Origin of the sequence: Flagellimonas marinaquae (genome assembly GCF_023716465.1) — a bacterium.
GTDB classification, from domain to species: Bacteria; Bacteroidota; Bacteroidia; order Flavobacteriales; family Flavobacteriaceae; genus Flagellimonas; species Flagellimonas alginolytica.
In genome coordinates, this window is record NZ_CP092415.1 from 1,402,766 (window position 1) to 1,422,341 (window position 19,576).

17 protein-coding genes are annotated in these 19,576 nt (G+C 41.9%); 10 read left to right on the top strand and 7 right to left on the bottom strand.

Features of this window, described 5'->3' with window-relative positions:
• Positions 1-14 precede the first annotated feature (14 nt).
• A complete protein-coding gene (locus tag MJO53_RS06335) occupies positions 15-1,373 on the top strand; it encodes an OmpA family protein (RefSeq protein WP_252080890.1) in 1,359 nt (452 codons plus the stop codon).
• A gap of 62 nt (positions 1,374-1,435) precedes the next feature.
• Positions 1,436-4,168 carry a PD-(D/E)XK nuclease family protein gene (locus MJO53_RS06340; protein ID WP_252080891.1) on the top strand — a complete coding sequence of 911 codons (2,733 nt, stop codon included), beginning with the start codon at positions 1,436-1,438 and terminating at the stop codon, positions 4,166-4,168.
• On the opposite strand, the gene MJO53_RS06345 is transcribed toward MJO53_RS06340, so the two are convergent.
• Complete coding sequence (locus MJO53_RS06345) at positions 4,169-4,879, bottom strand: SDR family oxidoreductase (RefSeq protein WP_252080892.1); 711 nt, start codon at positions 4,877-4,879, stop codon at positions 4,169-4,171.
• A gap of 157 nt (positions 4,880-5,036) precedes the next feature.
• Between MJO53_RS06345 and MJO53_RS06350 the strand changes: the two genes are divergently transcribed.
• From MJO53_RS06350 to MJO53_RS06360, 3 genes are all read left to right on the top strand, one after another.
• On the top strand, positions 5,037-5,981 hold the full coding sequence (locus MJO53_RS06350) for a TolB family protein (protein WP_252080893.1): 945 nt from the start codon (positions 5,037-5,039) through the stop codon (positions 5,979-5,981).
• A gap of 73 nt (positions 5,982-6,054) precedes the next feature.
• Positions 6,055-6,849 (top strand): RluA family pseudouridine synthase, encoded by a 795-nt coding sequence (locus MJO53_RS06355; RefSeq protein ID WP_252080894.1) that lies wholly within the window; start codon positions 6,055-6,057, stop codon positions 6,847-6,849.
• A gap of 230 nt (positions 6,850-7,079) precedes the next feature.
• Complete coding sequence (locus MJO53_RS06360; RefSeq protein WP_252080895.1) at positions 7,080-8,297, top strand: site-specific integrase; 1,218 nt, start codon at positions 7,080-7,082, stop codon at positions 8,295-8,297.
• Between the two features lie 115 nt (positions 8,298-8,412).
• Here MJO53_RS06360 and MJO53_RS06365 read toward each other — a convergent pair whose 3' ends face one another.
• From MJO53_RS06365 to MJO53_RS06390, 6 genes are all read right to left on the bottom strand, one after another.
• Positions 8,413-8,868 carry a DUF6730 family protein gene (locus MJO53_RS06365; protein WP_252080896.1) on the bottom strand — a complete coding sequence of 152 codons (456 nt, stop codon included), beginning with the start codon at positions 8,866-8,868 and terminating at the stop codon, positions 8,413-8,415.
• Positions 8,869-8,878: 10 nt separating this feature from the next.
• The gene (locus tag MJO53_RS06370) at positions 8,879-9,739 is read right to left on the bottom strand and encodes a relaxase/mobilization nuclease domain-containing protein (RefSeq protein WP_252080897.1); all 861 of its coding nucleotides are present in this window, start codon (positions 9,737-9,739) and stop codon (positions 8,879-8,881) included.
• 5 nt (positions 9,740-9,744) lie between these two features.
• Entirely contained in the window at positions 9,745-10,074 is a 330-nt protein-coding gene (gene mbpA, locus MJO53_RS06375; RefSeq protein ID WP_252080899.1) for a mobilization protein MbpA, read from the bottom strand.
• 12 nt (positions 10,075-10,086) lie between these two features.
• Positions 10,087-10,989, bottom strand: a complete 903-nt coding sequence (locus MJO53_RS06380) for a CHC2 zinc finger domain-containing protein (RefSeq protein WP_252080901.1) — start codon at positions 10,987-10,989, stop codon at positions 10,087-10,089.
• Between the two features lie 205 nt (positions 10,990-11,194).
• Complete coding sequence (locus MJO53_RS06385; protein WP_252080902.1) at positions 11,195-12,400, bottom strand: primase-helicase family protein; 1,206 nt, start codon at positions 12,398-12,400, stop codon at positions 11,195-11,197.
• 75 nt (positions 12,401-12,475) lie between these two features.
• On the bottom strand, positions 12,476-12,745 hold the full coding sequence (locus tag MJO53_RS06390) for a helix-turn-helix domain-containing protein (RefSeq protein ID WP_252080903.1): 270 nt from the start codon (positions 12,743-12,745) through the stop codon (positions 12,476-12,478).
• A 554-nt stretch (positions 12,746-13,299) separates the two neighbouring features.
• Between MJO53_RS06390 and MJO53_RS06395 the strand changes: the two genes are divergently transcribed.
• The 5 genes from MJO53_RS06395 to MJO53_RS06415 are packed head-to-tail and all read left to right on the top strand — an operon-like array spanning position 13,300 to position 19,575.
• Positions 13,300-14,883 carry a PcfJ domain-containing protein gene (locus MJO53_RS06395; protein ID WP_252080904.1) on the top strand — a complete coding sequence of 528 codons (1,584 nt, stop codon included), beginning with the start codon at positions 13,300-13,302 and terminating at the stop codon, positions 14,881-14,883.
• 60 nt (positions 14,884-14,943) lie between these two features.
• Entirely contained in the window at positions 14,944-15,780 is an 837-nt protein-coding gene (locus tag MJO53_RS06400) for a M48 family metallopeptidase (RefSeq protein WP_008183741.1), read from the top strand.
• A 5-nt stretch (positions 15,781-15,785) separates the two neighbouring features.
• Complete coding sequence (locus MJO53_RS06405) at positions 15,786-18,128, top strand: FHA domain-containing protein (RefSeq protein WP_252080905.1); 2,343 nt, start codon at positions 15,786-15,788, stop codon at positions 18,126-18,128.
• Complete coding sequence (locus tag MJO53_RS06410; protein WP_252080906.1) at positions 18,125-18,994, top strand: hypothetical protein; 870 nt, start codon at positions 18,125-18,127, stop codon at positions 18,992-18,994. The genes MJO53_RS06405 and MJO53_RS06410 overlap by 4 nt, the downstream gene beginning before the upstream one ends.
• Positions 18,995-19,011: 17 nt before the next feature.
• On the top strand, positions 19,012-19,575 hold the full coding sequence (locus tag MJO53_RS06415; protein WP_252080907.1) for an RNA polymerase sigma factor: 564 nt from the start codon (positions 19,012-19,014) through the stop codon (positions 19,573-19,575).
• The last annotated feature ends 1 nt before the right edge of the window (position 19,576 follow it).

A 19,576-nucleotide genomic window follows, 5' to 3' on the forward strand; every position in this document is an offset into this window, starting at 1 on the left:
TTAAAATTTTGAGCATGAAACATCTTAGCAAATTATTGGTTGTTGCTCTTGTATTTGTAGGGATTAACAGCATACAAGCGCAAGACGAAAATAATCCCTGGCAAGTAAGCATAGGGGTGAATGCAATAGACGCTTATCCTACTAACGATAGTAACAATCCATTTTCCAGTACTACGTTGTTCGATGAGTACTTTAACGTATCCGATCACTGGAATATTTTGCCTTCTGTATCTTATGTAGGTGTATCCAAATATGTTGGTGATGGATTTTCTGTTGGAGCCAGAGGTTCCTTGAACAGAATCGAGAAAATCGGAGACTTCGAAGTAGATGAGCTTTCTCACTATGCTATCGATGGTACTATCAAGTACAACATCCTTAAAAACACTACCATTGATCCTTTCGTTGAAATAGGTGGTGGTTATACTTGGATCGATGAAATCGGTGCCGGTACTGTAAACGGTGGTGTTGGTGTTAACTTGTGGTTCTCTGACAACCTTGGTTTAACGCTTCAAACACAATACAAGCATGCTTTCGAAGATTATTTGATTACACACTTCCAACACATGGCAGGTCTTAGCATCAAATTTGGTGGTACTGACACTGATGGTGACGGTATCTACGATAAAGACGATGCTTGTCCAGAAGTTGCTGGTCTAGAAGCCTTCAACGGATGTCCTGATTCTGATGGTGATGGTATCGAGGATGCTAAAGATGCATGTCCTAACGAAGCTGGATCTAAAGAAATGAACGGATGTCCTGACTCTGACGGTGACGGTGTAGCCGATAAAGATGATGCTTGTCCAAGCACTCCTGGTCTTCCTGCACTAGCTGGTTGTCCTGATGCTGACGGTGACGGTATCGCTGACAAAGACGATAAGTGTCCTAACGAAGCTGGTCCTGCTGCAAACGATGGATGCCCTTGGCCTGATACTGATGGAGATGGAGTTCTTGACAAAGATGATCAGTGTCCAGAAATCGCCGGTACTGTTGCTAACAACGGTTGCCCAGAAGTAACTGAAGAAGTACAAAAGCAGTTGAACGACTACGCTAGAACTATCTTGTTCGATACTGGTAAATCTTCTATCAAAGCAGAATCAACTTCTGTAATGGTTGACATTATCCAAATCTTGAACGAGTATCCTAACGCTAAGTTTACTGTAGAAGGTCACACTGACAGCGTTGGTAGAGAATCTACTAACCAGAGCCTATCTGAAAAAAGAGCTAACTCTGTTAGAGATTTCTTGATCGACAAAGGTATCGCTGCTGATAGATTGACTGCCATCGGTTACGGTGAAGCTAAGCCAATCGCTACCAACAACACAAGAGCTGGTAGAGCACAAAACAGACGAGTTGAAATCAACTTGGTAAAATAATCAGAAACAAAGTTTTCTAGAAAAAGGCTCCGCAAATGCGGGGCCTTTTTTATTTTTAGTCCATGCAACAAACATTCCTTGAATACGTACTGGACGACCTCCAAAACAAACAGTTGAATTTTATAAACTGTACTTTTGTATTGCCCAGTAAACGATCCGGCACTTTCCTAAAAAAACATATATCCAACCGTCTCGAAAAAAACATTTTTAGCCCAGAAATAATCTCCATTCAAGAATTTATAGGAGGGCTATGCGATCTAAAACAAGCTTCCAATATTGACTTATTGCTGTTGCTGTTCGAGGTATACAAATCCTCGAACATAGAAGATTCCGATGATTTTGCAGCCTTTATAAACTGGGGACAGACCCTCTTACAAGATTTTAACGAAATTGATGGTTACCTAATTCCCGCTTCGGATATACTCAACTATCTATCCGCCATCAAAGAAATTAACCATTGGTCCACAAGTAAGGATAAATCAGAGCTCATCGAGAACTATCTACAGCTGTGGAAAAACCTCGAAACCATTTACAATACTTTCTACACCGCCTTGTTAGAACAAAAAAAAGGTTACCAAGGCCTTATCCAAAGAGAAGCCGTAAAAGCCCTAAAAAACGAAAGCAATCGAAAAATCAGGTCCAACCCGATTATATTTATTGGCTTTAATGCCTTAAATGCCGCCGAATCAACTATCATTGAACATTGTCTAGCTCAAGAGAATGCCCATATTTATTGGGATATAGACGCCTACTTTTTAAACGACAATATACACGACGCCGGATTGTTCATCCGGAACTATCAAAATAATTGGCCGTACTACAAACACGGTCAAAAAATAGATTCTCAGAATAATTTTCTCAAACCTAAAAATATTAACATAACCGGGGTTCCCAAAAACATATCCCAGACCAAATATGTGGGCCAGTTATTAAAAAAGTTAGGGGAAACAAAGGAAATAGACCTTACCAAAACTGCATTGGTACTTGCGGACGAAACTTTACTAAACCCTATGCTCAATGCTGTTCCCAGTAGCATCCCAGAGGTAAACATCACCATGGGGATGCCTTTGGACAAAACAGTTTTGTATTCCTTTTTTATAAGCTATTTGGAATTACATCTAAATGTTTCCGACCAAGGATGGTTTTTTAAACGTGTCTTGGAATTGCTCTCCAATCCGTACACACTTACCCTATCCGGTGAAGACCAAGGCAACTTTGCTCAAAATCTATCCAAAGATATTAAAGAAGGTAACCTACTCTATATAAACAAGGAAGCACTTTTAAAATATCCCAAGGCAGAAGATTTATTGACCCTTATTTTTCATTCAGGAAAAATATCGCCGATGGATTGGATAAACAATTGTCTAGGGCTCATTGAGCGGTTAAAAAACATTTATCAAAACGAGAAAAATGCATTAGAACTGGAATACTTGTACAGATTCTATACTCTTTTCAATCAATTGGGACAATATTTGGACCAAGTGGATTTTGTGGGAGAACTCAGGTCCATTAAAAATCTTTTCAAGCAATTGGCCAATATGGAATCCTTGGATTTTATCGGTCAACCTTTAACTGGGTTTCAGATTATGGGAATGTTGGAAAGCAGAAACTTGGATTTTGACATTGTCATTATCACCTCTGTGAACGAAGGGATTCTTCCCTCGGGAAAGTCAAACAATTCCTTTATACCCTTTGATGTAAAACGTGATTATGGCCTGCCCACTTACAAGGAAAAAGATGCCATTTATGTTTATCACTTTTACCGTTTGATACAACGCGCCAAGAATATTTACATTACCTACAATACAGAACCCGATGTGTTGGAAGGTGGAGAAAAAAGCCGATTGATTTCCCAATTATTGACCGATAAAAATCTTATACCGCACATTGCCCATACTATTGCCACCCCAAAAATATCCATTGAGGCAAAGCCACTGATCCAAATGGAAAAGGACAGCCGTTTCATGGATGATCTTATGGCATTTACAGAAAAAGGCTTTTCACCCACTTCGCTTACCAATTACATTCGAAATCCAATCGATTTTTATACCAGAAACATTCTTAAGATCAATGATTTGGATGAAGTGGAAGAAAATATTGCGGCCAACACTTTTGGAACCATTATTCACGATAGCCTAGAGCAGCTATACAAACCGCTCATTAATCAATTTTTGACCGAAGAACATATTAAATCCTTAAAAGAGAAAGTGCCTGAAGTGGTGCAACATCATTTCACCCAAAACCTCTCTGGGGTCGATGTTTCCAAAGGAAAGTTTCTATTGGTGTACAATGTTATCCTCAAGTATCTGCAAAATTTCTTGGACGATGAGCTACGTCAACTTAAACGGCACGAAATCAAAATATTGGCACTCGAGGAACGTTACGAAGAAATAATTACAGTTCCCGGGGTCGGTTTTCCCATCACCCTAAAGGGAACATTGGACCGTGTAGATCAGTTTGATGGAACCGTGCGCATTATCGACTACAAAACCGGTAAAGTAGAGCCAAAAAATGTAAAAGTCACAGATTGGAACGAACTGATCACGGATTACGACAAGAGCAAAGCGTTCCAATTGCTATGCTATGCTTATCTGTTTTCCAAAAAACACAATATTGGCGAAGTACAGGCCGGCATTATATCCTTTAAGCACTTGGGCAAAGGCCTGTTTCCGTTTTCAGAGGAGAAGAATACCCGAATACATTCGGATACTCTTGCAACCTTTGAAAAATACTTGTTCTTACTTATACAGGAAATATGCAACCCTACTATTCCCCTGATCGAAAAGGCGGTCTAATTATTTTAAATCGGGACGCGTGGGGCGTACTTCTATTTTACTGGGCAAGGTACGTGGATGCATGGTCAACAAATCAACGACCAATTTCCCGATATCCTCTGGCTGTATCTTCCACGCATCTTTATCCGATGGGTCGTTGTTGTTAAAATTACTGGACACCGATCCCGGCATAATCGTGGTGACCTTTATATTGTATTGTCTTAAATCGAGCATTGCGGCCTGGGTAAATCCTACCACGCCAAATTTTGTGGCATTGTAGCCCGCTGCGGTGGCAAAAAAGTTGGTCCCCGCCAAGCTTGCCAAGGTCATATAATACCCTTCCGATGTTTTTAAAGCCTCTACGGATGCTTTTAAGGTGTAGTACACCCCGTTCAGGTTAGTATTTATCATCTGATGCCATTTATCGTCCTCCAATTCATCGATTGGTGCAAAATGACCCACTCCTGCGTTCGCCATAACCACATCCAACTGCCCCCATGTATCGAGGACAGCGGCAACGGCCTTTTTCTCATCGCCCAATTTGGAAACATCGGATACCAAGCCCAATACCCTATCCGGTTTATTCAGCCTTTTTACAGCTTCATCGGCACTTTCTTGACTTCGTCCACTAATCGCTACTTTCATGCCCTGCTCCAACAAGCTTTCGGCAATCCCATATCCTATACCCTTGGTTCCTCCAGTAATGTACGCTACTTTTCCTTCTAATTTCATGTTGATTTTGTTTTGAAGTAAAGTTCAAAAAAGCATGGGCCAAATACAAAAAACAGATATTAAAAGGTTGATAAAGTTTGTTGCAGGAAAGGAGGACACGCTAAACCATGGTATAAAATATGGTACATTTACGGTTATTGATATGATTAATTAAGCCATGGCAAAAAGTAGATTGATAATTTTACTGGTACTTTGTTTGAACCAGGCAATCGCACAAGATCAAAACGACATTACGCAATTTAACAGCGCACTGAACAAATTCCTAAATGTTCGTGATTTATGTATTTCAGAAAATGGTAGCGAAGCATTTTTTACTATTCAGAGCCCATTGCAAGATATTTCCCAAATCGCCTTTATCCAAAAAAAGGGAAACGAATGGACAGAGCCCGAACTGATGTCTTTTTCGAGTTCTTATATGGATTTGGAACCGTTTTTGTCTCACGATGGAAAACGATTATTCTTTGTTTCCAATAGACCATTGGACGACTTGAGCAAAGAAAAAAAAGATTTTGACATCTGGTATGTGGAACGAGGTGGTTCTGACCAAGAATGGTCCATGCCCAAAAACATTGGCGCTCCCATAAATTCGGGCCTAAATGAATTTTATCCATCATTAAGTAAAAACAACAACCTATACTTTACCTTGGAGTCGCCGAACGGACTTGGAAAAGATGATATTTACTTCTCACGTTGGGAAAATGGTTCTTATTCAACACCACAACTATTGGATAAAAACATTAATACTCCCGGGTATGAATTCAATGCCTTTATTTCCAAAGAAGAGGACTTTATTCTTTTTTCCCGATATAACGAAGAGGATGGTCTAGGTAGTGGGGATATCTATATTTCCGTAAAAGATGATCGGGGAAACTGGGAAAAAGCGAGAAATGTTGGAGCTCCGATCAATACCAAATACATGGAATATTGCCCGTTCTATCACGAAGGAGACCAAACGCTCTATTTTACTAGTCGTCGCAACGAACTATCCCCCAAGTTATTCAACTCTGTATCGGAATTTCAAAAATACATGTACGAAAGCAATAATGGATTGAGTAAAATCTATATGACCCAATTAAAAATCAAGGGCATCACTAAAGAGTAGAAGCATCATTAAGCAAATTGAAAACCATACCGTTCCTCATATTACGGTGCCCCAACGGCTACAGGAGTATGGTGTGGGAATTTTTAAAGCTTTGCCCACCAAATCGGCACTTAAAAAGGCTTTAAAGAAAAGATATATAACGGTAAATGGAATACATGCCACCACCGCGACCATAATTTCTGGTGGAGAACACATTGTTTTATCCATTCCTCAAAAAAATATACCCAAAAGGCAACTTATACTTCCCCTTAAAGTATTGTTTGAGGATGACCATCTGGCCGCTATACACAAACCTGCTGGCATTGAAGTGAGCGGCAACAAGTTCAGGACCATCGCCAATGCTTTGCCGCAGAACCTACAACCCAGTTCGCTATCAGATGCTGTAACTCCCCAACCTGTCCACCGTTTGGATTATGCCACCACGGGTATTGTTTTGGTGGGCAAAACGAGCACTAGCATCCGTGCTTTAAACAAACTGTTTGAGGATAAGCTAATTTGCAAAACCTATTATGCCGTTACCATTGGAAAGATGAGATCCAATGGAGCAGTTACCACGGAGATAGATGGAAAACCCTCCCGATCGGATTATAATGTAATGAAATCCGTGCCCTCGGAACGTTTCGGTACATTGAATTTAGTAGAATTAAGTCCCAAAACGGGCAGAAGGCATCAATTGCGAAAACATCTTCACGGTTTGGGGCATCCTATTCTGGGAGACAAAGATTACGCGATAGAGGGGTTGGTTTTAAAAGGGAAGGGCCTGTACCTGCACGCACACACTTTGGAGTTTGAGCATCCGTTTACTAAAAAAACCATCAAAATAACAAATGTGCTGCCTGAAAAGTTTGGGATGATTTTCCTTCTCTAAATAAAAAAGCACCCTGTTTGAGGTGCTTTTACATTTTTGGTGGAGAATACCGGATTCGAACCGGTGGCCTCTTGCCTGCCAGCAAGAGGATTACCATATCAATCCAATACAAATAAATACATAATAATTTGTTTTTCAATATTTTATATAATTTCGTATTCATTTAATTTCAAATAAAATCACCCATTTGCGTGCAAATTGCGTGCAAATTTTTTTTACCTTTGATTAGGATGAATACTAATATAAAACTTTCTTTAGATACGCGTAGGAAGAAAAAAGATGACTCCTATCCTATTATTTTACGGTTAACCCATTTTCGAAAAACAACTTCCATAAGCTTAGGTCAATCAATAAAAAAGGAATTTTGGGATAATAAAAACGAGAAAGTTAAAAGAGCATTCAAAGGAACTTCATCAGTTAGTAAACTAAATAATCAACTCTTAAAAGAAAAGACCAGAGCGGTCGACATAATTAATGACCTGAACGAAAAGGACGAGCTTAACTTTTTATCCATTTTGCAGCTTAAGAAGAAGATTGTAAAAACCGCATCATTGGATTCATTTTTTAAGTTTAGCGAGGATATTGTCGATGAGTTAAAAGCAGCTGAACGTTATGGTAATGCAAACACATACTACGCGGTAATTAAGGTATTGGAGAAATTCGTTGATGGAAATGATATCAAATTCAACGAAATCAATTATGATTTTCTCAAAAGATTTGAGAACTGGCACTTTTCCAAAGGTAATTCTGTTAACAGCCTATCGACGTATATGAGAACAATCAAAGCGGTCTTTAACAAGGCCATTAAGTCTGATGTTGTTTCCAGAGATGCTTATCCTTTTACACATTATAAGATTAAAACTACTCCTACAGAAAAAAGAGCGCTTGACATTAAAAGCATCAAATCAATTATGCTTTTAAAACTGGAAGAAACGGATAGTCTGTTTCACTATAGAAATTACTTCCTTGCCTCTTATATGCTTTATGGTATTTCCTTTATGGACTTGGCTTTTTTAAGGGTTCAAAATATCATTGACAACCGAATTAAATTCCAAAGAAAAAAAACGTCAAAGCCTTATGATATTAACATCACGCCTCAGTTAAAGGAAATCCTCTCGTTTTATCTTAAGGATAAAGAGAGGTCTGAATTTATATTTCCAATCATTAAAAGAGCCACATTTGAACTTCAATATAAAGACGTCTTATGGGCACGAAAGAGATATAATAAAGGGCTTAAAGAAATTGCAAAAAAATGCAAGATAGAGCAGCGGTTGACCTCATATGTATCTCGTCATAGTTTTGCAACCCAAGCTATGCTGCAGGACGTTCCCTTACAAGCTATTTCTTCCATGCTTGGCCATAATCGACTATCAACTACTCAAATATATCTGAAGTCCTTGCCGAATAATATACTAGACAATTATAATCAGAAATTGGTTAAACTGTAGCCTTATCCCTTCCTAGTCCCAAATCCTTACTCACAACTTCAGCGCATGGATCCTGGCCTATTTTTGTAGCGTTTGGGAAGATAAGCGTTGAACAAAAATAGGATAGGGCGCTGTCCTACTTTTGGCCATTATCCTCCAACCATTTTTGGTATAGTACCTTTGCCTCTGGGTTTTCTTTAAAGAATGTCCCGTAGTGTTCAATGGTATCATGCTGACCTTTTAAATAAGCAGCCTCTTCCTTCTTGGCTATCCTTGATACCTGATGGATTGAAAAACCAAGGACCAAAAGGACCGCGACCAACAACCCCCAAGCAAGTTTTGTGGCCCAACTGGGCAATAGAATGGATCGCTCTACTTTATGAAGAATCCTTTGCATCAATCTTTGTTGTTCCTCAATATTGTCTTTTTGGTTGTTGCCGTACTCCTTTAGAAGATTATTTAACTCAGTGGTGTCAGGCCTTAATGGAAGGTTTTTCAAATTTTCATGTGCCTTTTCCAATCGGCCGATGCTCTTCTCAAAGCCGTTGATTTCCTCAGTCAACAGTTCCGCTATTTCATCCAGCTTTGCCATGTTGTTGTATTTAGATTCCTATTCCAGTGTCCCTGACCACTTTTATGGCCAATTTTATGGTTTTCTTTATGATGGTCTGAGTCAAACTTGTCGGGATATTCACTGTCCTGCCCAAAAGCTGCATGCTCTTGTCCTTGGCGATTCGTTGTGCCATGTTCCTTTCAAAGTTCATTTGACGGGCAATCCGGCCCATGGACATGGACCGGTGCACCTCGCTTCCCTTGAGATTGGTTCCCTTATGCTCAAAACGGAAACCCTGCAATTGGTTCTGCCTGTTAATGCTCGGGATGACCTTTACATTGTTCTGCTCCATGGACTTGATGTACTGGTCAAAGTCCCTTGGCCGCTCCCTGGCCATGACCTTTTCATGGATCTTCTGTATTTCAGAGCGGACATGTTGCATCCGGTAGAGTTTTTCCTGCTGTACCTCCCTTACCGTGGTCAGGTCCATTTGTTTGGCCACCCGCTCCGCTACTTGTTGGCTACGCTTCCCGATAAAACTGTCGTTATAGGCCTTCCCCTGAAAGTTTATCCGGTTGGCATACAGGTGGACATGCACATGTTCCTTGTCCCTATGGACAAAGGCAACGGCCTGATGCTGCTTGAGGTTCATTTCCTTAAGGAACCTTTCGGTCATTTCCTTGAGCTGTTCCCTTTCCAGTTTCCTCCCGTCCTCAATGGTGGGACTCAGCACAAAGCTCAGCGTGTTCTTCCGGCACAGTTCGTTCTGCTCTTGGATGACCTTGAACTCCTCGGTAATCTCCCGAGGGGTCTCCCCGGCCAGATATTGGCTGTGGACAATCTCCGATCCTTTCTCCTGGTTCATCCCATAGCTCATCGAGGCTGCAGTGTGCGATATGGATTTGCCCATGCCAATCATTTCTTAAAATTTAAAAGGTGTTGTCGTATCTCTTTGGCCAGTTGAGCAGTTTCCTCTGCCAACTTGGGGTTCCGCTTCCGGAACATGTTCGTGATTAATTTGAAGTTCCGCTGGTATTTGACCAATAGTTTATAGGCCTCTATCTGTTCGTCCGTCATCCGCTCCACTATCCGGTCTTCGAAGGCCGCACGGCGGCAATACTCACTGATGGAAAGACCGCTCTTCCGGGCCTTGATCTTCAGCAGTTTCTTCTCGTAGACCGAGCACCGGAACTGGACGAACTCTTTCTTCATTTTTCCATCATCTTTTGCGACCTTCGGGAGCAAAAGCAAGATTTGTCATGACAATGACACATCTTGAATTCGTTGCCGAACTTCATCCTTCGCGCTTTTTACCTTCCATTCGTTCATGTCCTTAAAATCCTCATAGAGAAATGACATATCCCTGCTGTTCGGGCACTTTTCCAATAACAGTTCCGCCATCCCCAGTCCCGTTTTGTCCCTATCAAGAAACAGCTCCACATTTTCATATTCCCCTATCTCTGTGGTCATCCGTTTTACAAAGGCCGTGGTGTTCAATATCAAAAGGTCATGGCTATTCCCGATATCCGGTATCAGCTCCATTAGGGTCAGCATATCGAACATGCCTTCTGTAATGGCCAATTTCTTGAATCTCTTCCCGATCATCGAAACATCCTTTGGCGATGTGGACCCTTTCCAATATCTGTTTCGCAGCTCCCAGCCTCCCGACCTGTTCCTGAGTCCGATGGCAAAGTATTTTCGACCACCTATTCGATAATGGATTTCCTTGCAAAGTTTTCTTGCGGTCTTGGTCGATATCTTTCTGGAGCTCAGATAGTTTTGTAGGGCCTGGTGTTCGATTTCCTTTACCTCGATGATTTCAATAGGATTGGCCTTATGTTCAGTTTTGGTTGGATTCGACCGCCGGTGAAAAGAAAAATGGTCCATATTTCCGGACAAACGCTCCAATGCCTCCTTTACCGAACAGTTCTCCATTTTCATGACCAGGTCTATGGTACTGCCCCCTTCGAAGGTCCCGAAGTCTATCCAATAGTTTTTCTTCAATGATACCTTGAAAGAGGCTTGGGTCTCGCTCCGGAACGGGCTGAGGAACCAAGCTTCTTTTTCCGTTTTCCGGACTGGAAAGTGCCCCGACTTGGCCAGCGTGGAAACGATGTCAATGTTGCGGGCTTTTTCGCAGTCCATTCTCTTTTCCTTCATGGTTCTGTTTTTAATCGATTTTTGATGATTTGATGACAAATCTCTGGGAGACCCTGTAAATACTGGTTGTTCCCCCGTCATCACTTTGTCATCGTTTCATCACTTTTGTTTTTTTCTTCATTGTCCCTGTCATCATTTTTTATTTTGATGACAGAATGATGACAAAGTGATGACAGCCTGAACCCTTATAAACACTGGGCTTATATCAATCTGTCATCAAATCATCAAAATTTTGGATCAAAAAATTCTTTTTTATGGTAAAGTACCTTCCCTTGGCGTCCTCGATGTTGATCTCACCGGTGTTCCAGATGGTAATCTTTTGGTACTTATTGGAATTGGGCTGGTTGTCCAGTTTCCAATCATTTTTTAGCAACCGCCTCAGTTGGGTAAGGTCGGTCTTGACCCGTGTGCGGTTGAGCATGTGCAGGGCATCGATGGGACAAAGGTCCACATAGTCCATCTCGAACTTTTCCATGGCACTGAGCAATAGGCTGGCCAGTTCCTTCTCCACCCTGTTCCGGTTATTGTTCACCAGTTTCTTCAGTGCTGTGGTATAAACCTGTTTGGGCGTGAACCACATTCGGGTTCTTTGTTTTGTGCTGTATTCCCTTTTTGACAGGAAATCCAAAAAAGCGGGCACTTCCTTGGACAACTGGTCCAAGAAATCGGTGTCCTCCCTTTTAAGTGAAGGAATCTTCCTAACCCAGAACCTGGTCTCATGGGCATCGATCTTGATAAAACTGTCCTCGTTATTACTACAGAGGATGAACTTCCCGAAGAACTCCACTTCCCGTTTGTCCTTTCCCTTGGCCTCCAGTTTGTTCCGGTTGGTGGTGCTCAGATATTTGATGCGCTCAGTAAGCTCCTCTTTGTTGAACAGTACCTCGTCAACGCATATCAGCAGCTTGTTAGCCCAGTCCGCATTGAATTGGCTTGCAAAGCTGTCATTGGTCAGATAGGTAAGGTTGTTTCCAAAGATTTCCTTGAGCCATTTGAGGAACGTGCTTTTCCCGGTGTTCCTTTCCGTGGAGACCAGACAGAGGATGGGGAGCACCTGCACCGGTCTTTGGTACAGGAGTTTCAGATAGTCCAATCCCAGCTCCAGCTGGTTGCCGAAGATATGCCCCAAAAAGGCCCGTGTCCTTTTGATGCTTCCCTCTTTCGGTTGGTGCGACAATGGGGAATAGGTGTTGTAGAAACCATGGTGCTCCTTTTTAAAATCCACATGGCAGGGAATACAGGCGAACCCATCATATTTGGGCACCTTGCCCAGATAGTCCTTGCCATGGTCCTGCTTGATGATATGCTCGTTCCAAGGGACCAGCTGCTCGTTGAAATGTCCGGAAATGGTCGGAACCCTGACCAACTTGTAAAAAGTGGTCCCGACCCTTATGTATGGTACTGTTTCCATATTGGTGCTTTTTGGAATTTTGTGATTACTTCCACTTTTGGTGAATCCACAAATAATTTAAAAATGATTCCGTGGCTAAGGATTTGAATCCACAATCGTATCGCTTTCCGGCAATGGCTTACGTTGGTTCTGTAGCAACCAACTGACTATCTTTTCCCTTTCAAAGAATATCAGTTTTCCATTGGGCTTGGAGTGCGGGATATGCCCCGCAGCGGTAAGCTTGTACAGATAGCTTCTTGATATGCCGGTGTAATCACAGGCCTCATCAAATGTGAGCACCTCTTTGTTGGCTATCATTAGCCTTTCCAAACGGTCGAGCCGTTCGAGTATCAAAAAATTGTCCATTTTGTTTCTTTTTATAGATTAAAAATGAACAAAAGCGCTTTTGTTTTCTTTTGAAGAATTCTTTGGATAAAGATAAAGAGAGGATTAGGGAAAAGTAAGATTGGACGACATATTTTATTCACAAATATCTGATTTACTGTTTTTTACATAAAAATAGTTCAGATTAAATAGCATTGATGAATCCTTAGATTTATTTGGTTTTATTTGATACCAAATCAAGCTATTTTTAATATGGGCAAATAGGTGGTTGAATAGAAGAAATTGGGGTTATCAACAATTAAGACTAGCAGAAGTTGAAAACTGGTGCTATAGAAGAGGTGGATTTTTGTGTTTGTTTATTTCAAGTTTTAATGCCTCTGATAGAAAGCTAAACATTTCTGGGAAAAACTGTTCTAAAATTCGTTCTTATTGTGATACTCATGAATATCAATTAAAACGGGTAACTCAATGAAAACAAAAAAACAAACCATCCCGTTAAATACTGGATTTAAAATACGGCTAAGAAAACTGTTAAACCAATAAATTTCATTCAATCTGCTTACAAACAAACTTTAATGATGATATTCCCTTATTTTAGTTATATACTACTAGAGGATAATCAAAAGCATTCCAAAATGGGCCGTAAGTTTTACAAAAAACCCCACAACTGGCGTTGGCAACGACTTTATGAATTGAAGAATTCCCAGACTTCTTTGGAGCAAGAACTGGAACAATACCATTTAGACAAATCTGGAGGCCATGTCCATGATATGTACTGGAACAACCTAAGGGACCCTTTGGCCGCTTTGAATGGTTATATTCCCGGTTTCCACTGTTGTGTTGATTGCTATTATAGCGACATTGGCATGGGAAGCCAAGAAGATATCTGCGAATACAATTATCAAAGGGTGTACGAGAAGGTCATCAGCCAGGAAAGGACGGTTCAGAAGTTAAACATCGGTGATATGCTGCCTTGGGATTCACGTCTACAAGAACTTCAAAAGACTTTGGTGCCGGGGAACCAAATCGAGGAAAGACTGCACTCCTATTTTAAGGATTTAAATAATCTACCAGACACTATGGACAAGACCGTGGAATACCTACGAAAAGCGATTGGTGATCTATCAAATATCGAAATAATCAGAAAGGCGGTAGGCCCAGAACATGGGGAGTTTATTGCAAAGTGGTGCAGTTTGTTGTCCCCTTTTTGGTTGAGAGGTCCTGAATCTTGGACACCGGAAAGCGGAGCACACATCCTTGATCACCTTTTCACAGCATACTATGTGCCCAGTTTTCTCAATGAACAATGGTTCCCAAATCACAATGGCGGCTTTGGAAGAGACTACATTCCCTTCAAGTGGATATGCTGGTACTTGATTATTGGACAAGGTGGAAGTCTTAAGAAGGCGTCAGAATACTTTGGATGGAATATTTCCAATAAATTCCAGCACTTTCTTAAAGACGCACCCAACACCGATTACCCCATGGAATCATGTCTCTATGCAGAAATACGAAGGTTGGGAGGGAACCAACAGGACTTCATGCGCATTATGTACAGTCGTTCACTGGTGATTGACCCGACGGAACGGACGTCCGATGAGCCTTATCGCAGATTTTGGAAAAACACGGTGGTATGGTTGATTAGAAACCGAGAGTCAATAAGCGACGAGGAAAGCAACCTAATAATTGATTGGGCTCTTCATCGATATACCGAAGCGACTCGTAATGGTATTGAAGCGGAATTTACATGGAAGGGGAGGACGGTAAATAACGTGCTCGCGGCCAGCGAGGAATATTTGGCCTCCCGATACTTGCCCTCATGGATAGGATACCAATGGGAGGGGCATTATTGGGATTGGACCTTTACGGACGGGAAGGACAATACATGGGATTTTGTGGAACTGACCAACGGCAAACAATTGTATGAAGAAGGACGGATTATGCGTCATTGTGTGGGAACCTATGCAGGAAGGTGCGCCTCGGGCACTTCGGCAATTTTCTCCCTGAAAAAGAATGGAAACAGGGTCATTACAATCGAGATAAGTCCAAAGTTCCGCATATTGGTACAGTGCTTGGGCAAAGGCAACAGAAGACCTTCGGAGGAGGAATCCAAAGTGACCAAGCAGTGGTTGTCAAGTGTCTGTAGCAAAGATTTATAGGGAAATTTTCCACTTAAAAGATGACATTTGCTACATTTGGTTATATACCATAAAAACAAGATGAAACCAACCCTTTCCACTCTTCTAGTCATTCTCCTTTTTAAATGGTCCGGTGCACAGGAACTGCCCTTGGATAAACTTGACGAAGCTATAGCCGTCTACACCTCCAAAGTTGAAGATGCAGCCTTGTTGAACAACTGTGGCCATGCATTTGATGGCCCCGCCTTTCTATTGAAACAGGCGGAGAACAATTGGCTTGATTTTGCACTCTATATCAGCAGTAATTCCAAAAGCTCCATCGGCAGGGAAATTTACAGCCGATACGTCTTGTTGGGCCAATTGGACAACACCCATTTTGCCAGGGAAAAGGTCGAGGAAATCCTACAAGAAATCTCAAAGAACGTTTCCCGTAAAGGGGTAAACTACAAATTGAGCATACTTAAATCGGATGAAATCAATGCTTTCGCCACTCTTGGTGGCTATCTCTACATCACCACCGGACTATTGGACTTTGTGGATTCCTATGACGAACTGGCCTTCATCATTGGTCATGAAGTTGCCCACGAGGACCGATTGCACACCCAGCGTAAAGTGACCAAGCTCACACTCTCCACTGATCTAGGGGATATGACCCGAATGGACGGTTTTGCGGAAATAGCCAGTAAAATCAACAGAACACTGGCCCCGCCCTTTGATCAAATTGACGAATATGAGGCCGACAAAGTCGGCTTTGAGCTTGCCAAGGCCGCAGGGTACAATGTTAACCGATTTGCGGATTTTTTCAAAAAATTGGAGCGATATGAAAAACAGGATTTGCTAAGAAAGCTTACTTCGACACACCCCTTTGCAGAACATAGAAAGAACTGCATACACTCCTATATAGACAACAATAGATAAAAGAGATGTATTTAATTTACAATACGCGGTCGATACCCCTTGAGCCGGGGAAAAAGCTGACCATTGGAAGAAATGGACACGGTGCGGAGATTGAAGTGGACGGTAGAAGGGTCTCCCGGGAGCATGCCCAAATTGAACGAAGATCAGAAGGGGTCTTTATCATCGACTTGGAGAGTGCCAATGGTACCAAGGTGAATAAAAAACGCCTGCAGCCTAATGTTTGGTCAAGTTTGAAACCAGGGGACATGGTCAATATCGCTTCTTTAACCTTTTACCTTTCCACTGAAAAACCTACCAAAAAAAAGGAACAAGAAGAAATTGAAAGACAAGGTCCATTCGATTTCAAACAAAAAATAATGGCGAAAGGGATTTTAAAAGTTGGACGCCAAAAAAGTAATGACCTTGTTTTGGAAGACCCTACGGTGACCCGTGAACATGCCCTGCTGTCATATTCCCAGGGAAGTTTTTGGGTTGAGGACCTAGGGTCTACCAATAAGACCTATCTAAACGGAAAAGAAGTAAGGACCAAGACAAAGCTGAACGACAGTGATACTATCACCATATCCTTTTACAGCATAACACTTGGTAACGGTCCCAGAGACCTAAGAAAAATCAAAAGTGCCATTATGGCCCGTGCCATACAAAAAAAATACCCGAACAACAAAATCGGGCTCCAAGATATGTCACTGGATATCCATCAATCCAAGTTCGTGGCATTGATGGGTCCCTCAGGTTGCGGAAAATCAACTTTATTAAAATGTCTCAATGGGGAGAATCCCGCCACTTCTGGGGAAGTACTGATTCATGGACTTTCGCTGACAGAAAATTTTGGCTTAATCAAAAAAAAGATAGGATACGTACCACAGGATGATATTGTCCATAGGGAACTGACCGTTTACAAGACCTTGTTCTATGCCGCCAAATTGCGTTTGCCGGATGATACGACCAATGAAGAAATCAATGAAAGAATAGACAAGGTAATCTCCGATCTAAATCTGGACCAAGACAAAGAGAAAGATATTCGGACTATAAAAGTAGGTAGTCTATCTGGCGGTCAACGCAAGCGTGTCTCCATTGCCGTGGAACTTTTGACCGAACCTACTATCCTCTTTTTGGATGAACCCACCTCTCCACTGGATCCTGAAACTATAGAGGGTTTCTTGACCAGCTTAAAAGAATTGGCACACAATGGGACTACTATAGTCATGGTCACTCACAAACCAGAAGACCTCAGTTATGTGGATGAGGTCATATTTCTGGGAGTACAGGGGCATTTGGTCTTTAAAGGATCAGCGGATTTATTGACAGCCCATTTTGAAGTGGGCAATATTGTAGAGGTTTACAGCAAAATGAGCGATTTCGAGGTGGTTGGTAAGTTTTATCAAAAACCGCCCAAGCAAAGTGTGCCTAGGACGATTAACCAGGAAATCAAAAAAGAGCGGAAAGACTCCCATTGGCTGCAATTGTTCTGGCTGATTTCCAGGTATTTCAGAATCAAGGTCAACGACAGGGAGAACCTCGGACTTCTCTTGGCACAACCTGTTATTATAGGGGGGCTTGTTTGTTTGGTCTTTGACAAGTTCCAGGTAGGGGTGCTGTTCTTGATGGCCATTTCAGGGATTTGGTTCGGAGTCAGTAATGCCGCCAAGGAAATTGTCGGGGAACTCCCCATTTACAAAAGGGAGCGCATGTTCAATTTGGCCATCAATACATATATTCTTTCCAAATGGGCGGTTCTTGCGCTCATCGCACTGATTCAGACCCTGATTTTTGTGGGCATTGTGTATGTTAACTTTAAATGGAATTCCCACCCCGACTTTGAAGAGATATTTCTTCGCTCGTTTTGGGGAAGCGCGGCATTCATGTTCTATATCTCCGTTTCGGCGTCACTCATAGGGCTTTGGCTCTCAGCGACCTTCAACAATACAGAAAAGGTGATGACAGTGGTACCCATTGCATTGATGCCACAGATTATGTTGGCAGGGGTAATGACCAAAATAAACAATACCCTTGTGGAACTGTTGAGTTTTTTCACTCTGGGAAGATGGGGCACCGAGGGATTGGCACGGGTACAGGACAAAGTATCCCCGAATTTGGAAGGCACTGTCGATACCACACAATCCGTAATTGCTACAGTGGCACTGCCCCCTCCTGCCAACGGGGTACGGGATGCCCCCTCCTCAGCCCTTCGAATATTGGACCTTTATAATGAAAAACTGGTGGACCAAGGAAAATTGATAGGAAGTCTCTTTGATGGGTTTGATAGGAACCTTCTAGCCATCGCCATTCTCAGCATGCTTTTTTACCTGCTGATTTTCGTATCACTTAAAAAGAAGGATGCCCTATGAAAATAACAACCGAAATAAAGGCAACAGTCCTGTTTGCCGTCCTTTCTGTCATTATCTCATGTGCCAAGAGACCGGAATTCGTGGCCATCGACAACATTGCCATTTTGAATTCCAAAAATGACACCCTTATGGTAGGGATGGACTACATTGTTTACAACCCAAACAATGTCAGGACAAAATTGCGCCAATCCAGTATGGAAATCTACTATAGGGACTCGTTGGTGGGCAATGGATTCTTAAAGGAACAGATTGCGCTAAATGCAAATGATACCATAGGAATCCCTGTAAGCTGCAAAATAAGCCTAAAAAGGTTAAGCACATTTTATCCCGAACTGCTTACCTCGGACTCTTCGACTTTTGAGCTCAAGGGAAACGGAAAGGTCAGCTTTATGTTGAACTCTTTCAGTATAGGATTGGATGACCAAATTCATCTTAATACCAAAGAAGCTATTCTGACCCAGATTGAGCAAAACTTGGACTATGGTAAAAATTTTAAGTTACGCTCCATATCCAGTGACAAGCTACCTTCTTTAAGAAAAACGCAACTCAGACTCGAAATGGAGGCCATCAACCAAATGCCCATTGCATATCAAATCGATAGTTTGGAGCTGGGCTTTTATCTGGATAAGGCTAAAGAATCCGTAGCACATTGGACGTTGGAAGAACCATATGATCAGAAACCCATGGGGTCACAAATAATTCCTTTACAGGTTACTTTTAACAATCTGGACTTGTTGAAACAAATGAAATTCTCTTGGCTGACCGATCAAAAAGTGAATTTTGTTATTTTGGGGGAGGCACAGGTACTTATAGAGGGGTATAGGTTCAATGTGCCCATAGAAGACCTACTTGAAATAAGTTTTTAAGAAAGCCTTTTGACTAAATGACTGACCACGAACTTTTACGCCAGCTAAAATCAGGTAACGAGGAATGCCTTGGGCAGTTATATGCCCATTTGGGGATGGTAAAAAGCTGGATTTGCAGAAACAATGGGGACGAGGAAGATGCCCTCGATGTGTTCCAAGAAGCGATAATCGTCTTTTACAAGAATGTCATGTCGGGAAAATACGAGCAAAGAAGTAAAATAAGCACATACCTGTTTGAAATTTCTAAAAGACAGTGGCTCAACCAACTCAACCGAAGAAAGCGCCACGAACAACCTAGGGAAGCCAATGGTTTTGAAAGCAAGTTTGAAGAAGAACTGATCTATGAGGTTACCCACCCAGGGCCCAGATTAAAGGATTATTTGGGCAGGGCCATGTCACGCTTGGGGGAACCGTGCAAATCCCTTCTGGAAACCGCTATTTTTTTTGGCATGCGCATGGAGGATATCGCCGAAAGGTTCAACTATTCAAGCGCCAGGTCGGCAAGCCAGCAAAAATTAAGATGTCTCAAAAAGCTAAGGTCCAGCATTTCGTACGAGGACATAATCGCTTTAGAACAGTAAA

Bases quoted from the DNA above. Each gene is read 5' to 3' on its own strand.
- MJO53_RS06335 (WP_252080890.1), top strand. From the start codon at position 15: ATGAAACATCTTAGCAAATTATTGGTTGTTGCTCTTGTATTTGTAGGG.
- MJO53_RS06340 (WP_252080891.1), top strand. From the start codon at position 1,436: ATGCAACAAACATTCCTTGAATACGTACTGGACGACCTCCAAAACAAA.
- MJO53_RS06345 (WP_252080892.1), bottom strand. From the start codon at position 4,879: ATGAAATTAGAAGGAAAAGTAGCGTACATTACTGGAGGAACCAAGGGT.
- MJO53_RS06350 (WP_252080893.1), top strand. From the start codon at position 5,037: ATGGCAAAAAGTAGATTGATAATTTTACTGGTACTTTGTTTGAACCAG.
- MJO53_RS06360 (WP_252080895.1), top strand. From the start codon at position 7,080: ATGAATACTAATATAAAACTTTCTTTAGATACGCGTAGGAAGAAAAAA.
- MJO53_RS06365 (WP_252080896.1), bottom strand. From the start codon at position 8,868: ATGGCAAAGCTGGATGAAATAGCGGAACTGTTGACTGAGGAAATCAAC.
- MJO53_RS06370 (WP_252080897.1), bottom strand. From the start codon at position 9,739: ATGGGCAAATCCATATCGCACACTGCAGCCTCGATGAGCTATGGGATG.
- MJO53_RS06380 (WP_252080901.1), bottom strand. From the start codon at position 10,989: ATGAAGGAAAAGAGAATGGACTGCGAAAAAGCCCGCAACATTGACATC.
- MJO53_RS06385 (WP_252080902.1), bottom strand. From the start codon at position 12,400: ATGGAAACAGTACCATACATAAGGGTCGGGACCACTTTTTACAAGTTG.
- MJO53_RS06390 (WP_252080903.1), bottom strand. From the start codon at position 12,745: ATGGACAATTTTTTGATACTCGAACGGCTCGACCGTTTGGAAAGGCTA.
- MJO53_RS06395 (WP_252080904.1), top strand. From the start codon at position 13,300: ATGATGATATTCCCTTATTTTAGTTATATACTACTAGAGGATAATCAA.
- MJO53_RS06400 (WP_008183741.1), top strand. From the start codon at position 14,944: ATGAAACCAACCCTTTCCACTCTTCTAGTCATTCTCCTTTTTAAATGG.
- MJO53_RS06405 (WP_252080905.1), top strand. From the start codon at position 15,786: ATGTATTTAATTTACAATACGCGGTCGATACCCCTTGAGCCGGGGAAA.
- MJO53_RS06410 (WP_252080906.1), top strand. From the start codon at position 18,125: ATGAAAATAACAACCGAAATAAAGGCAACAGTCCTGTTTGCCGTCCTT.
- MJO53_RS06415 (WP_252080907.1), top strand. From the start codon at position 19,012: ATGACTGACCACGAACTTTTACGCCAGCTAAAATCAGGTAACGAGGAA.